Below are 13,770 nucleotides of genomic sequence, written 5' to 3'. Positions count from 1 at the left end.
ATGGCGGCGTAGTACCCGCCGTCTCGCCTTCCGCACCGCCGACCGAAGTGATGACGGCCGTCATCCATCACCGAGGTGCGGGCAGCCGCGCGTCGAGGAGCTGTTCCGCCAGCTGGATCATGTGGTCGCCGGGGGCGTCGGTCGCCATGGCCGCCGCGAGGACTTGGGCGCCGTCGAGGATGACCAGGAGCTTGCCGGCGGTGTCGTCGGCGTCCGCGTCGCCTGCTGCGCGGAGCTGATCGCTGATCCAGCTCTGCACCTCGGCCTTGTGCGCGACGGCTGCGGCGTGGGCGGGATGGTCCGTGTCGGGGAACTCGCTGGTGATATTGAGTGTGGCGCAGCCTCGGTAGCCGGGCGTGCCCATGTCCTGACGGGTGAGGTCGAACAGGGCCTTGATGCGGGCACGGGGATCCGGCGCCGCTGCCGCCGCCTCGCGGAGCCGCTCCCACCAGTGCGCGTTGCGGGTGACCAGGTAGGCGGTGACCAGTTCGTCCTTGTTGGCGAACTGGCGGTAGAGGGTGGCGTTGGCCACGCCTGCCGTGCCGATCACCAGGTCCATGCCGACCGCGCGGACACCACGGGAGTAGAACAGGTTGCCGGCCACGTCCAGTATGTGCCGGCGCGTCTCGTCGGCCGATCGTCGCACCTGGTGCCTCCTGTTCGGTGAGCGCAAGTCTTCGCCACCCATTATGAGACGGATCGTTCTTTTCAGCAACCGCTTGACAGAGAGAACGTTCCGTCTCATCCTCGAAGAGAACGATCCGTCTCATCGGTCGGGTCGCCGAGCGCAGCGCTGCTGGTTCGGGGCGCCGCACTACCAAGGGAAGACTCATGCACATCGACTTCACCGGCCGTACCGTCCTGGTCACCGGCTCGACGCTGGGCATCGGCCTGGCCACCGCGGAGGCCTTCGCCCGGGCGGGGGCCCGCACCGTTCTCAACGGGCGCGACGAGGCCCGGCTCAAGGCGGCCGCCGACGGCATGCGCGCCCGGGTGCCGGGTGCGGATATCGTCACCGTCGCCGCCGACGTCTCCACCGCCGAGGGCGCTCAGACGCTTCTGGAGGCGATACCTGCGATTGACGTCCTGGTCAACAACACCGGCATCTTCGCTTCCACCCCGGTCCTGGAGATCCAGGACGAGGAGTGGCGTCGCTTCTTCGAGGTCAACGTCCTCAGCGGTGTCCGGCTCGCGCGCCAGTACATGCCCGGGATGATGGAGCGTGGGTTCGGCCGCATCGTGTTCGTCTCGAGCGAGACGGCCATCGACACACCGCTCGACATGGTCCACTACGGCATGACCAAGACGGCCCTGCTGGCAGTTGCCAGCGGCCTGGCCAAGGCCGCCGCCGGCACCGGTGTCACCGTCAACTCCGTACTTCCCGGCCCCACGCACACGGAAGGCATCGAGGAGTACATCACCGCCCTCATCCCCGAGGCGGAGACCTTCGACGCCGCGCAGCGCGAGTTCATCGCCCGGTTCCGGCCGACGTCGCTGATCCAGCGCCTTATCCAGCCGTCCGAGGTCGCCGATCTGATCCTGTTCACCAGCTCCGTCCGCGCCTCGGCGACCACGGGTGCGGCCCTGAAGGTCGAAGGAGGCACCCTCACCTCCCTCACGCCGTGACGCGGGTCCAGCGCCACCGTCGACTCAGAGCCCTCCCCAACCAGCTGCCGCGTCAGTGAGCCGCTCGCGCACGACGGTGAGGGCCGGGTTGGTCGGCGCGCCGCGGCGTACCGCGAGGTAGATGGTGTTGAGCGGAGGCGCCTCGGGGCGGTGGAGCTGAGTGATGCGGCCTGCGGCCAAGGCGGGTTCGGCCACGTAGCGCGGTAGCGCGGAGATCCCGGCGCCCGCTTCGACGGCCGCCAGGACCGCACGCAGGTCGGGGGCGACGAGCGCGACGGGGTTGGGGGGGCGGTGACCGAACTCGCTGCGCCAGTAACGGCGCAGGATCGGCAACTCTTCTCCGTAGGCGACCAGAGGCAATGCGGCCAGGGCGTCGGCCGGGGCGGTGCGCAGCCGGTCGTCGTCCACGGTGCGGGCCATGGACGGCGGGCCGACGAGGAGGAACTCCTCGTCGACCAGGGGGACGGCGAAGAGCTCCTGGCGTGGGGGCCGGATGGCGGAGACGACCAGGTCGAGCCGGTCTGCGGCCAGTTCGGTGAGGAGATCCTGGGCCAGGCCGAACGCCGCACGCAGGTGCAGTCCGCGGCCGGTGAGCGGGGCGAGCGCGGGCAGTACCCGGAGGGTCATGATCTCGGCCGCGCCACCGATGCGTACCGTTCCGCGCAGTGCCGGCTCGGCCTCCGTGGAGCCCAGGGCGTCACGAAGGCCGTCCAGGTGCAGGCTCACGCGGGTCGCGAGGGCCGCGGCGCGCGGTGTGGGGGTGACGCCCTTGCGGGAGCGGATGAAGAGCGGCTCCCCGATCTGGTCCTCCAGGCGGGCGAGCTGGCCGGTGACGGCGGGCTGGGTCACGCCCAGCCTTTGTGCGGCTGCGGAGAGGGAGCCTGCCCGGTAAATCTCCAGGAATGTGGCCAGCAGGTCCAGGCTCGGCACGCTTTCTTCCCTCTTTCGTTGCTCGGGGCGCCCGCCACCGGTGCGCGAGGTGCGGCAGCTCAGTGTAGGGACGACCTCCCGCTGCCCGTGGTGGGTGTGGGTTGTTCTTGTCAGCGGTGGGCGTCCGGACAGAGCCAGTTCCGGAAGAGCCTGCTGAGGAAGGGCATGATCAGGAAGGTCGGCAGCGGGTCGCCACGAGAGGGAAGGCCGGCGCGCGCAGGGGTAGGGGCCAGTCTGTGATCTGTGGGGCGAGGACCAGGTGATGCCGAAGGCTACGGGGTGGGCGCCGAGCATCGTCACGAGCGTCGCCTTCCACTTTGGTGGCGCCTCGACCGATTGGTCGGGCAGGCTGAACCAGGTCGGTTCCCGTGGTCTGCGGGGTGATGCGGACACTTCGTGAGCGATGTCGTGGAGGCGATGGAGCCATTTCTGACGCTGCGGCAGGCGGACCCACTGCGTGGGACGTTCTTCGTCGGTGAAGCGAAGGAGGCTGTGGTAGATCCCCCGGCCTGTAGGAGGGCGCAACTGCGTGATGCCCTCGTGGCCGCAGAACTGGCGCGCGTGGGCCGCGATCTCGTGAGTGAGGGTGTCGAACCGCTCTTCCTTGCCTGCGTCGACGGCCCAGCTGATGACGAGTGTGACGCCTCGAGGGGCGTGGGCGTCGGGATCGGGGAGGCCGGTCGTTGCGTCATCTGGCCGTCCTTCCGGTACGTGAAAAGGTGCGGTTCACTCGTACGCAAGCCGCGCCCGGTGTCCGTGCTGTGTGGCCGGTGGTGGCCCGGCGTCTCGATCGTCGGCGCCGGGCCGCAGGGCCGTCAGGCCGCAGGGTCGGTCAGCAGGGGTGTAGCGGACGTCTGGGCGCGGATGAGGCCGTCGCGGAAGACGAGGGTGTCCACGCCGTCCTCGAGGCACGCTTCGCCCGCGGTCGCTGCCCGTTCGAGGAACGGGACGTCGTCGGGGAAGAGCGGCGCCGGGCGGGGGTGCGCGGCGTCGGCCGGTTCGCTCCACGCACCGGAGGCGTCCCACCCCTTGGCTCCACTGCGCGTCCGGGAGATCGGCCAGGACGACGCCGATGCCCTGCTGGACACCGTCGCGTCCGTGCAGGATGCCGCCAGGAGTGACGAAGACGGCGTCGGGTGTGAAGTCGGCGGCGATCGCGTGGAGGTCGCCGGAGTCGAGCGCCCGGACGTGGTCACGGAAGGTCTCCTGGGGGACTGCGAGTCATCGAAGCGTGCTCCGTTCGGTGAGAGTTGCGGGCGCGTCAGGGGAGGTAAGCGATGCCGTGGGCACCTTGCGTGGTGTCGGGGTCGCCCGGGTCGATGTCCAGGACCGTGCCCACGGAGCCATCGGCGAGATCGACGACGTGCACGGTGCCCGAGCGGAGGTTGGCGACGAACGCGCGGTCGCCGTCCGGGGTGGTGCGGATAGTGATCGGGGCTCGGCCCACGGGCACGGTGACCAGCGGGGCGAGCCCGTCGGCGGACAGGACCGTCAGCTGCCCGGCCTCCGGCTCTCCCCCGGGGCCGGTGGGTGCCAGGCCGATCAGGACACGGCCGTCCGCGGCGACGTGCACCGGGCATCCGGGAGCGGCCAGGGGGACGTGTGCGACGACAAAGTCACTGGCGGTGTCGATGACGAGCAGCGGGGCCGGGGCGGAGGCGTGTGCGTCGTAGCGGTGCAGTGCCATGCCGGCCGCGTAGGCGCGGTGGCCGTCAGGCGAGACCGTGATCTCCTCCGTGCCGTACGGTGCGGGGATCCGCCCGGCCAGGGTCCGTTCGGCGAGGTCGATCACGGAGATGAACGGGTCGGCCTTGTTGGTCGCGTAGCCTTTTGCGCCGTCCGGCGTGATGGCGAACCAGTGAGGGCCCCGGGCACCGACCTCGATCCGGTCCACCTGCTTGCGGGTGGCGGTGTCGATCACCGCGATCGCTCCGCCGCCGGCGGCCCCGGCTTCGACGGTCGCGTACAGCAGTCCGCGGTCCTGGTCGAGGGCGAGGCCGTGCGGCGCCACCTCCGGTGCGAGCGACACCACCCCTACGACCTTGCGCTCCTGAGGGTCGACGACGGAGATCTCGTGGGCCTTCTCGCCCGGGTCGGTGTAGACCCCGGAACGGTAGGTGTGCGAGACGTACAGGACGCCGGCCCCCGCGTCGACGGCGATCTCGTGCGGCTGGGCCGGCACGGGAAGGTCGCCCAGCGGATCATAGGTCAGGCCGTCGAAGAAACGCAGCGCCGCCCCGGTGGAGGTGACCACGGCCAGGACGGGCCGCTCCCGCTCTCCGCCGTTCATCGCCGGCTGCCCTCGCCGGTCTCCCGGTCGATGAACTCGATCACCTCATCGTTCGGACCGTAGACGAAAGCGGCCTGGAAGCTCATCGAGTTCGGGGCGTCGGTCGTGATTTTCATCGGTCCGGCGAACGGGCGGGCGCCCGCGGCGAGCGCACGGTCGAAGAGGGCGGGGGCGTCGTCCGTACGGATGGCGAAGTGCACCAGCGCGGCCACACGGCCACGCTCGGCGTCGGTGGGTCGGTGCGCGGGATCAAGCGGCTGCGACGCCCCACCGGGCGGGGTGGAGCCGGCGTCGAACAGCTCGATGAGACGGTCGTCACCGGCATCGAGGAACACGACGCGGGTCGCGCCGCCGCCGAGAGTCCACTCCCGGACGAAGCGGAAACCGAGCCCCTCGGTGTAGAAGGCGACAGAGGCATCCAGGTCGTAGGCGCGGATGGCGATGTGGTCAAGGCCCCGGTTGAGGACAGGAATTGTCACGGACTTCTCTCTTTCGCAGGCGGGACTGACGCTGGGTGCGCGGTGCTGGTGGAACTGATCCGACGGCCGGGAGCACCGGTGGCTCCCGGCCGTCGAATCGGGCTCAGCGCCCTGGTTCAGGCGGAGAGGGCCTTGAGGACGGACTCGGCCGTGGCCGTGCTCGACTGCGGGTTCTGGCCCGTGATGAGGTTGCCGTCGACGACGACCGTGTTGCTCCAGGCGGCACCCGTGCGGGGGACCGCTCCCCGCTCGCGCAGCCGGGACTCGACGAAGAACGGCGTGTTCTCGCCGAGGCCGCCCTGGCGCTCCTCCTCGTCGGTGAACGAGGTCAGGTCACGGCCGGCGAACGTGAAGCTGCCGTCAGCCTTGGACGCGCTCAGCAGACCGGCGACACCGTGGCACAGGGCGGCCACGGTCTTGCCCTGGGCGTCTGCTTCGTTCAGGAGCCGGCCCAGGTCGGCGTCCCGAGCGAGATCGGCCATCGGGGCGTGCCCGCCCGGGATGTAGATCGCGTCGTAGTCGCCGATGGTGACGTCGGAGAGGGCCAGCGGTGCGGCGAGTTCATTCGCGATGCCGACGAGGTACGCCTCGAACTCCTCCGCGTCCGCGTCGGAGACGCCGCCCTGCTCGCTGAGGCTGAGCGCGTCGGCGGTGGGCTTCACGCCGCCCGGGGTGGCGATGTCCACCTCCACGCCGGCGGCCTTGAGCACGCGGTGGGAGGCGGCGACCTCCTCGGCCCAGAAGCCGGTGGGGTGAGTGGACCCGTCAGCCAGTTGCAGGGTGGTGGCGGCGGAGATGACCATAAGGATCTTCGACATGGATGTGCCTGACCTTGTCGTGGGTAACGGGATGTCACGCGGCGAGCCGCGTGCCGCCGGGTATCCGGCGGCTGGGGACAACCCCAGAATCCATCACCAGTCATCCAGGCACATACCGAGTGCCATAAGAATTGTTATGACTCGGGGCCGTGTTTTGAAAGTCGGCTACCCCCCGCGCCGGTGGGAGCGCGAACTGCTGCGGGTCCTGGGCAGCGTCGCCCTCCTCGTCCCGGTGGGGCGCTCCCTGGAGTACTCGCGCAGTTCGACCGTCGGCTGTTCCACGCGGCCGTCCAGCCGGCGAACGAGCGCCGAGACGAGATCCGCGCAGCGGGCAGCTCCCGAGTCCAGCGCGGTATCGAGAGCGGCGCGCCCACCGGCTGCCGCGGCCGGAGCGTCCCGGCTGTGCAGCGAGCCCACTACGTCCGCTACCCGCACGAGTTCAGCGGCGGCCAGTGCCAGCGCGCGGGCACTCACGGCCGACCCGCGCGTCATCGTCTGCGACGAGCCGGGCTCCGCGCTCGTCGTCACCACTCAGGCCCAGGTGGTCGCCTGCTCGGTGAGTTGCAGCGGGAGCTGGGACTCGCGCTGGTCTTCGTCGCACACGACCTCGTCGTACGCCAGGTCAGCGATCGGGTCGCCCTGATCGCCGATCTGCGCAAGAAAGTCGAGCCGGATCCACAGCACCCGGTCCACTTGGTCACCGTCTTCGGCGTCGGCTACAAGCTGTCCTCCGGCACCGGCCACGACGGCGGCCGTTGACTCTGATGTGTCCCAAAGTGCCCTTCCGCCGCAGCCTTCTGGCGCGTCTGATGGCCACTTCCGTCCTGGTGGCCGTCTGCTCGATCGCGGCCACGGCCTGGTTCGCCGTACAGAGCGCCACCCGGGCCGTCCGCCAGGAACACGGCCAGATCATTGCCGGCGGCCGGATGATCCACGACGCCCTCACCGCCCACGCGGCCACCCACCCCAGCCGGGACGGTGTACAGCCGGCCCTGCGCACACTGGCTCGGAGCACTGGCCGTCGCATCGTCGGGACCTCCGGCGACCGCACGGTGATCGCCGGCTCCTCCCCGGACGCCCCTCCCCTGCCTCGACATGCCTCGGCCGTCATCGCCCCCGTGCGCACGGACGTCGGGGCAGGCATCGCAGTGACGTGGATCACGGGAAGGAGCGTCGCCGAGCGGACAGTTCAAGGTGACGGAGGAAAGCCCGGGCGATGCGCCGACACGCGCGCCGCCGGCCTCGCGCCGAACCACCGGAAGCGGTCCGGGACGGTACGCGCCCTGACGGCTCCGTCCGACTCCCTCGAAGGAGGCTGCTTCCCCGTGCGTAGAAGAACGAGGACAATCACGCTGGCGGCACTGGCGGTGAGCCTGCCCGTAGCCCTGCTCGCAGGACCCAACCCACCGGCACATGCGGACCCGACCCCGCGAACAGATGGCTCGGGTGCCCTGCGGACCGTCACCCTGGTGACCGGCGACCGCGTCACCCTCGACAGCCGCGATCAGGTGACGGTCGAGCCCGCTCAAGGCCGCGAGAAGGTGGTTTTCAGGATCCAGCGTGCCGAGGGCCACCTTCGCGTCATACCGTCCGACGCAGAACTCCTGCTGGCCCGCGGCCGGATCGACACCCGGCTGTTCGACATCACGGGTCTGACCGACCTGGGCTATGACGACCGCCACCGTTCCGACCTGCCGCTGATCGTGACGTACGGCAGGGGCGCGTCACCTCCCGAGGACGAAATGGCGCGTGCCCGGGCCACGGTCGAACGCCGACTGCCCGCTGTGAACGGTGCCGCTGTCAGCGCGCGCAAGTCGGGTGCCGCCGACCTTTGGGAGACCCTCACCGACCAGTCGGCCGGCACGGCACGGCGGACAGCGACCGGCGTGCAGCGGATATGGCTGGACGGGAAGCGACGCGCCGTACTTGACCGCAGTGTGCCGCAGATCGGCGCGCCCACCGCGTGGAAGGCCGGGTACGACGGCACGGGAGTCACCGTCGCCGTGCTCGACACCGGGATCGACACCAGTCACCCGGACCTCGAAAACCGGATCGTGGCCGAGCGGAACTTCTCAGACGACCGGGACGCGGTGGACCGTCACGGCCACGGCACCCATGTCGCGTCCACTGTGGCCGGCTCCGGTGCCGCGTCGGCTGGTGAGCACCGAGGTGTGGCCCCCGGGGCGCGGCTGCTGAACGCCAAGGTGCTCGACGAGGGCGGCTCGGGCACCGAGTCAGACATCATCGCCGGCATGCAGTGGGCCGTCGGCCAGGGCGCCGAGGTGGTCAACCTCAGTCTCGGCGGCGAGGACACCGAGGGCACCGACCCCCTGGAGGAAGCCGTTCAAACGCTCTCGGCGAAAACAGGGGCACTGTTCGTCGTCGCGGCGGGCAACGAGGGCGAGTTCGGAGCGCGCACCATCGGTTCACCGGGCAGCGCACCCGCGGCGCTGACCGTGGGCGCTGTGAACCGCGCCGATGCCCTGGCTCCTTTCTCCAGCCAGGGCCCCACCGCAAGCGGCGCCTTGAAGCCCGACGTGACCGCTCCGGGTACGGGCATCGTGGCGGCCGGTGCAGCCGAGGGCAGAGAGGGAGATCCGGTCGGGGACGACTACGTGTCGATGTCGGGCACCTCGATGGCCACCCCACATGTGTCGGGAGCCGCAGCGGTCGTCGCCCAGCGCCACCCTGACTGGGACGGTGAGCGGCTGAAGGCGGCGCTCACCGCGTCGGCGAGGCCTTCTCCCGGCCACTCCGCCTACGTCCAGGGCAGCGGCCGGATCGACGTGGCGGCCGCTCTGGAACAGCGCGTCACCACCGTCCCCGCCGCCCTCGACTTCGGTGTCCAGCGATGGCCGCACAGCGACGATCCGCTGATCAGCAAGGAGGTCACCTACCACAACACCGGCACACAGTCCGTGACGCTAGACCTCTCGGAACAAGCCTTCGGCATCGACGGGAAGCCTGCCGCCGAGGCCATGTTCACGGTCACGCCCGCACGGCTGGTCGTTCCCGGCGGCGGCACCGCGGCAGTCACGGTGACCGCGGACACCAGGGCCGGGGACAGCGACGGAATGTTCGGTGGCGCTCTGCTCGCCACCGTAGACGGCAAGCCGGTCGCCCGCACCGCGCTAGGCACGGAACGCGAGGTCGAGTCATACGACCTGACGATCCGTCACCTGGACAGCGGTGGCGCGCCCACCGGCTTCGCCCACACGGGAGTCAAGGGGAGGGAGGCGGCGACCGGTTCCGTCTGGCGGACCGTCGGGGACGCGGACGGCGAGATCACCGTCCGGCTGCCGCGCGGCCGTTACGCGCTGGAGGGCACCGTGTTCGCGGGCGCCGAAGGCCAAGGGGGCGCCGCCGTGCTGTTGCGCCCCCACTTCGACCTCACGGCGGACGCGACCGTGGTGATGGACGCGCGGAGCGCCGGACCGATCGACATCACCGCCCCGGACTCACAAGCCGTGAGTGTCGAACGGCATCTGATGTACGAAGTGAACGGCCCCTACGGATACGGCAGCTCCTACCGCATTCCCTCCGACTCGGCGCAGTACCGGTTCGCCGGGGAGGGTCCGGCAGTCCCGCTCGACGAAGCGTCATTGCTGATTGCGGAGGTTCTCAGCAGCCCTTCCGCCACCTACCGCCTGGCCTGGAACCGTCCGGCCTCGCCCTTCAGCGGCTTCAGCGCACAGGTGCGCCGCTCACAGCTCTCCGAGGTCACGGTAACGGCGGGAGCGCCCGCCGCGGGGCGTACGGCCATCCTGGTCGCCGGGCCGTGGACCCTCAGCGGCCGTAGCTGGACAGGTGTCGAGACCCCGGAGACGGCATTGCCGACACGGCGGACGGAGTACCTGCTGCGCGGTAGCGACGTGCGCTGGGAGTACGACCTCCACCAGTACGCGCCCGGCAGGGACGGCGGCGGATCCGTCTGGACCGCCACCCTGATGACGGCTCCCATGACATTCACCCGCAACCGCCACCTGCTTCGGATGAACCACGGCGTGTTCGGTCCGATCCTGATCACGCAGGACGTGCCCCAGCACCTGCAGACGGGAGCGATCAGGAAGGACAACACCCTCCGAGCCAACCTGCCGTTGTTCGGTGACGGCGCCGGCCACTCCGGCCAGTCCGCCTACGCTGAAGCCCGCACCTCCCTCACGGCGGACGGCGAGGAGATCTTCACCTCCGACCGTCCACTCACCACTTCCGACGCGCTGGCTCTGCCCGCCGACGAGCGCGTCTACTGCCTGAGCACAGAGGTGTCCCGCCCTGTCGCGACTTTCCCCCTGAGTACGCGCGTCGCCGTAGAGTGGACCTTCCGCTCCGCGCAGGTGCCCGACGGCCGGGAGAGCCGCCTCCCCCTGTCCGCCGTCCGTTTCTCCCCGCGGCTCGCACCGGACGGTACCGCTCCCGCGGGCACCCGCTTCGAGGTCCCGTACGCCATCCAGGGCGCGGCGGTGTCGGGCGGTGTGCAGTCCCTGAAGTTCGAGGTGTCCTATGACGAGGCTGGCACCTGGAGGCCGGTGACGGAGGCCGGTGACGGGCTGCTCATCCTGGATCATCCGCGAGGCTCCGGCTCGGTGTCCCTGCGGGTCCACCTGACCGACCAACACGGGAACAAGGTGCGGCAGACCATCGACCGCGCCTACCTCCTGCGCTGACCCACACGCGCGTCGGCCCGCCGGTTCCTCAGCGGCGGGCCGACGCCCGTCCACCGCTACGGCGGGGACCCGGGCTCCAGCGGCACGCCGTTGACACGCGTGGAGCCGGACGTGGTCAGGACCGCGTGCTCGAGGTTGGGGTCCATCGGCGGCTTCACGTCGGCGCCCTCGGTCAGCGAGACGGGGGCCGTCGTGCGACGAGGGACCCAGCCCTCCAGCACGACTCGTTGGGCATCAGTCACTGACATCGGCGGAATCTTCGGGCCTGGACGACTCATACCGAACCAACGACGAATCTCCGACTCAGCTCACTGGTGAACGTCGGGGTAGGGGATGGTGTAGTCGTCCACGGGCAGGGCCTGGTCCGCGGCGTACTCGTCACGGGCCTGCCGGTCGGCCTCGGTGATGTCGGGGTGGACGGGGAGCGTGTGGGGTGCGGGCCAGCACTGGACCAAGTGCCGTTCCCCATGGTCGCCGATGCCGGGTTCGGGGTCGTCGGCGTGGCTGTACAGACGCATGCGCACCCGGTCTCCGCTGTCCGGGGGCGGGGCATCGAGGGGGTCCTGGTCCTGGGGCCATGCGTCCAGGATGTCGCCCTGCTCCAGGGGCGCGAGGCGGAGTGCGGGCGCTTCGATGCGCAGGCTCATCTCCTCCGCCGGCTCCCAGTCGCCGCCGGTCTCCGGTGGCGGCGGGCCGTCGTGGATTTGGACGGTCAGGTGGAGAGGGCCGGTGTCGGTGGTGGTCGGGACGACGGCGTCGGCGTCACCGGCGGCCGGGCCGCAGCGCCATCCGAAGGGCATGTCGGCGGGGTATGCGTCGTCGTCGGTGAAGCCGATGAGGTAGCCGTTCTCACCCAGGTCGACGCTGAACGAGGACGCGCGCACCAGCATGAAAAGCCTCCTCGGACACGGCCATGTCGGCCGGGGCGCGGGCCGGGAGACCCGCTCCCCACATTAGGTCACGGGTTCGATTTCTCTGCCAAGCGACACGCCTCTGAGATCCCCGCCCGGAGCACCCCTGCCGGAAAGGGCTGCGGAGCCAGGAGGCGGTGCAGCAGGGGGAGCGCAGCCGAGCAGAGCCGCCACCAGGCAGGCATTCGACTCTCTAGTCCCTCTATGGGAGCTGATTCAAGGCGTCGGGCAGACAGGAAGCTGCCGCTCACAGGCTTCGAACATCACCGCCGCCGTTTGGGAGGTGCGGGAACGGTTCGGTCGGATCGACGTCCTCGTCGACACCGCCGGTCTCGGCTCGGCCGATCTCAGGAGGCTGCGTGCACTCCGATAGGCGATGACGCAGGCGTTTCGTTCCTCACAAGGGCGGCGGGACGGCTTGTCGTCACGACGCCCACCTTCGCCGTCACCGTGCAGCTATTACTCCCGATGGTCGACGACGCGTTCCGTGTACGGAGTACTCCAAACGTCTGACCTGCGCATCTTTAGTGATCACGGGGTCACGCAACGCTCGCGCGGTTGCGAAGTTCGCGGTCACAAAGCTTGCTTGATACGGACGTCACAGAAGCTGCGGTGCCGGGCGCCCCAGGGCGGCCGGACCCATGACGGCAGATGTCGCCTTCCGATGATCTGGCAGGAGGCCAGCTATCCATGAACAGCACCTTGTCGGAGGCTGTAATCGCAGGGGCAGACGCACAGGACCTCAAGGCCCTGCCCGTCCCCGAATCCTTCACGGCAGCCATGGTGCGTGCCTGCGACGTCAACATGTTTGAGGGTGTCGAGGACAAGGACGTACGCAAGTCCTTGTTCGTCGAAGAAGTGCCGATGCCGGAACTGGCCCCCGATGAGGCCTTGGTCGCTGTCATGGCCAGTGCGATCAATTACAACACGGTGTGGACGGCCGTGTTCGAACCACTGCCGACGTTTCAGTTCCTGAAACAGATGGGGAAGGCCGGCGGGTGGGAGTCACGCCACGACCTGCCCTACCAGGTGGTGGGATCGGACGCGTCGGGCGTGATCGTACGCACCGGCTCGTCGGTGCGTAAGTGGAAAGTCGGGGACCATGTGGTCGTCGCCCCCGCCTACGTCGATGAGCAGGACCCCGATACGCACCGGGACGGCATGCTGGGAGCCGGGCAGAAGGCTTGGGGCTTCGAGACGAACTTCGGCGGTCTGGCTCAATACGCAGTCGTGCGGGCGAGCCAGCTGATGCCCAAGCCGGCTTTGCTGACGTGGGAGGAAGCCGCCGCCAACCCCCTGTGTGCCAGCACCGCTTACCGCATGCTGGTCAGCGAACGCGGGGCGCGGATGAAGCAGGGGGATGTCGTCCTGGTGTGGGGAGCAACCGGTGGCCTCGGCTCGTACGCCGTCCAGCTGGTGCTCAACGGCGGCGGTATTCCGGTCGGCGTGGTCAATTCCCCTCAGAAGGCGGCCGTGTTGCGGTCACTGGGCTGCCAGGCGGTCATCAACCGCTCCGATGTCGAAGACGGCGACCCGGGCGCACTCGAGCGGCCGGACGGGTGGAAGAGACTCGGTGCCGCCATCCGCGACGCAGTGGGCGAGGACCCGCACATCGTGTTCGAGCACACGGGACGCAAGACGTTCGGGGCGTCGGTCTTCCTCGCCCGCCGCGGCGGCACCGTCATCACCTGCGGCTCCAGCACCGGATACGAGCACACCTACGACAACCGCTACCTGTGGATGCGTCTCAAACGGATCGTCGGGAGCCACGGCGCCAACCTGCACGAGCAGTGCGAGGTGAACCGGCTCTTCAGCCTGGGCCATCTAGTGCCTGCGCTGTCCAAGACGTACGCGCTGCGTGAGGTGGGGGCGGCCGTCCGGAGCGTGCAGACCAATCAGCACATCGGCAAGGTCGGTGTGCTGTGTCTTGCGCCGAGCTCCGGGCAGGGCGTGACGGACCCGCAGGCTCGGGCGAAGGTGGGCGAGGACCGGTTGCAGATCTTCCGCAGATGAGCCGGCTGTGATCGGCCCGGTCCGACGCCCGTCGCCCGT

General features: G+C 69.8%; 11 protein-coding genes and 2 pseudogenes. 4 read left to right on the top strand and 9 right to left on the bottom strand.

What is annotated here, in order from left to right:
• Positions 1-67 precede the first annotated feature (67 nt).
• A complete protein-coding gene (locus ACZ5Y0_RS33145; RefSeq protein WP_469132356.1) occupies positions 68-646 on the bottom strand; it encodes a TetR/AcrR family transcriptional regulator in 579 nt (192 codons plus the stop codon).
• Between the two features lie 185 nt (positions 647-831).
• Between ACZ5Y0_RS33145 and ACZ5Y0_RS33140 the strand changes: the two genes are divergently transcribed.
• Positions 832-1,626, top strand: coding sequence for an SDR family NAD(P)-dependent oxidoreductase (locus ACZ5Y0_RS33140; RefSeq protein WP_469132355.1), 795 nt, complete (start codon positions 832-834; stop codon positions 1,624-1,626).
• A gap of 24 nt (positions 1,627-1,650) precedes the next feature.
• On the opposite strand, the gene ACZ5Y0_RS33135 is transcribed toward ACZ5Y0_RS33140, so the two are convergent.
• From ACZ5Y0_RS33135 to ACZ5Y0_RS33110, 6 genes and pseudogenes are all read right to left on the bottom strand, one after another.
• Positions 1,651-2,556, bottom strand: coding sequence for a LysR family transcriptional regulator (locus ACZ5Y0_RS33135; protein ID WP_469132354.1), 906 nt, complete (start codon positions 2,554-2,556; stop codon positions 1,651-1,653).
• 815 nt (positions 2,557-3,371) lie between these two features.
• Positions 3,372-3,644: a hypothetical protein gene (locus ACZ5Y0_RS33130; RefSeq protein WP_469132353.1), complete on the bottom strand. Its 273-nt coding sequence runs from the start codon at positions 3,642-3,644 to the stop codon at positions 3,372-3,374.
• Between the two features lie 7 nt (positions 3,645-3,651).
• A pseudogene (locus ACZ5Y0_RS33125) lies at positions 3,652-3,711 on the bottom strand (hypothetical protein); the annotation flags it as partial.
• 106 nt (positions 3,712-3,817) lie between these two features.
• The gene (locus ACZ5Y0_RS33120) at positions 3,818-4,846 is read right to left on the bottom strand and encodes a YncE family protein (RefSeq protein ID WP_469132352.1); all 1,029 of its coding nucleotides are present in this window, start codon (positions 4,844-4,846) and stop codon (positions 3,818-3,820) included.
• Positions 4,843-5,325 carry a VOC family protein gene (locus ACZ5Y0_RS33115; RefSeq protein ID WP_469132351.1) on the bottom strand — a complete coding sequence of 161 codons (483 nt, stop codon included), beginning with the start codon at positions 5,323-5,325 and terminating at the stop codon, positions 4,843-4,845. Before ACZ5Y0_RS33115 ends, ACZ5Y0_RS33120 begins: the two co-directional genes overlap by 4 nt.
• Before the next feature lie 116 nt (positions 5,326-5,441).
• Positions 5,442-6,143, bottom strand: a complete 702-nt coding sequence (locus ACZ5Y0_RS33110) for a type 1 glutamine amidotransferase domain-containing protein (protein WP_469132350.1) — start codon at positions 6,141-6,143, stop codon at positions 5,442-5,444.
• A 402-nt stretch (positions 6,144-6,545) separates the two neighbouring features.
• Between ACZ5Y0_RS33110 and ACZ5Y0_RS33105 the strand changes: the two are divergent.
• Positions 6,546-6,788 (top strand): annotated as a pseudogene (locus tag ACZ5Y0_RS33105) (ABC transporter ATP-binding protein); the annotation flags it as partial.
• Positions 6,789-6,952: 164 nt separating this feature from the next.
• Positions 6,953-10,807, top strand: a complete 3,855-nt coding sequence (locus ACZ5Y0_RS33100; RefSeq protein ID WP_469132349.1) for a S8 family peptidase — start codon at positions 6,953-6,955, stop codon at positions 10,805-10,807.
• 56 nt (positions 10,808-10,863) lie between these two features.
• Here ACZ5Y0_RS33100 and ACZ5Y0_RS33095 read toward each other — a convergent pair whose 3' ends face one another.
• Complete coding sequence (locus ACZ5Y0_RS33095; RefSeq protein ID WP_469132348.1) at positions 10,864-11,055, bottom strand: hypothetical protein; 192 nt, start codon at positions 11,053-11,055, stop codon at positions 10,864-10,866.
• A gap of 60 nt (positions 11,056-11,115) precedes the next feature.
• Positions 11,116-11,697, bottom strand: coding sequence for a hypothetical protein (locus ACZ5Y0_RS33090; RefSeq protein ID WP_469132347.1), 582 nt, complete (start codon positions 11,695-11,697; stop codon positions 11,116-11,118).
• Between the two features lie 711 nt (positions 11,698-12,408).
• Between ACZ5Y0_RS33090 and ccrA the strand changes: the two genes are divergently transcribed.
• Entirely contained in the window at positions 12,409-13,731 is a 1,323-nt protein-coding gene (gene ccrA, locus ACZ5Y0_RS33085) for a crotonyl-CoA carboxylase/reductase (RefSeq protein WP_469132346.1), read from the top strand.
• Positions 13,732-13,770: the final 39 nt, after the last annotated feature.

This window comes from Streptomyces sp. NPDC033216 (assembly GCF_055577115.1).
The sequence above is the reverse complement of the archived record's forward strand: the minus strand, read 5'-3'. Positions and strand labels throughout refer to the sequence as shown.

Excerpts from the sequence above, each read along its gene's own strand:
- ACZ5Y0_RS33140 (WP_469132355.1), top strand. The coding sequence starts at position 832 with ATGCACATCGACTTCACCGGCCGTACCGTCCTGGTCACCGGCTCGACG.
- ACZ5Y0_RS33120 (WP_469132352.1), bottom strand. The coding sequence starts at position 4,846 with ATGAACGGCGGAGAGCGGGAGCGGCCCGTCCTGGCCGTGGTCACCTCC.
- ACZ5Y0_RS33110 (WP_469132350.1), bottom strand. The coding sequence starts at position 6,143 with ATGTCGAAGATCCTTATGGTCATCTCCGCCGCCACCACCCTGCAACTG.
- ACZ5Y0_RS33100 (WP_469132349.1), top strand. The coding sequence starts at position 6,953 with ATGGCCACTTCCGTCCTGGTGGCCGTCTGCTCGATCGCGGCCACGGCC.
- ACZ5Y0_RS33095 (WP_469132348.1), bottom strand. The coding sequence starts at position 11,055 with ATGTCAGTGACTGATGCCCAACGAGTCGTGCTGGAGGGCTGGGTCCCT.
- ACZ5Y0_RS33090 (WP_469132347.1), bottom strand. The coding sequence starts at position 11,697 with ATGCTGGTGCGCGCGTCCTCGTTCAGCGTCGACCTGGGTGAGAACGGC.
- ccrA (WP_469132346.1), top strand. The coding sequence starts at position 12,409 with ATGAACAGCACCTTGTCGGAGGCTGTAATCGCAGGGGCAGACGCACAG.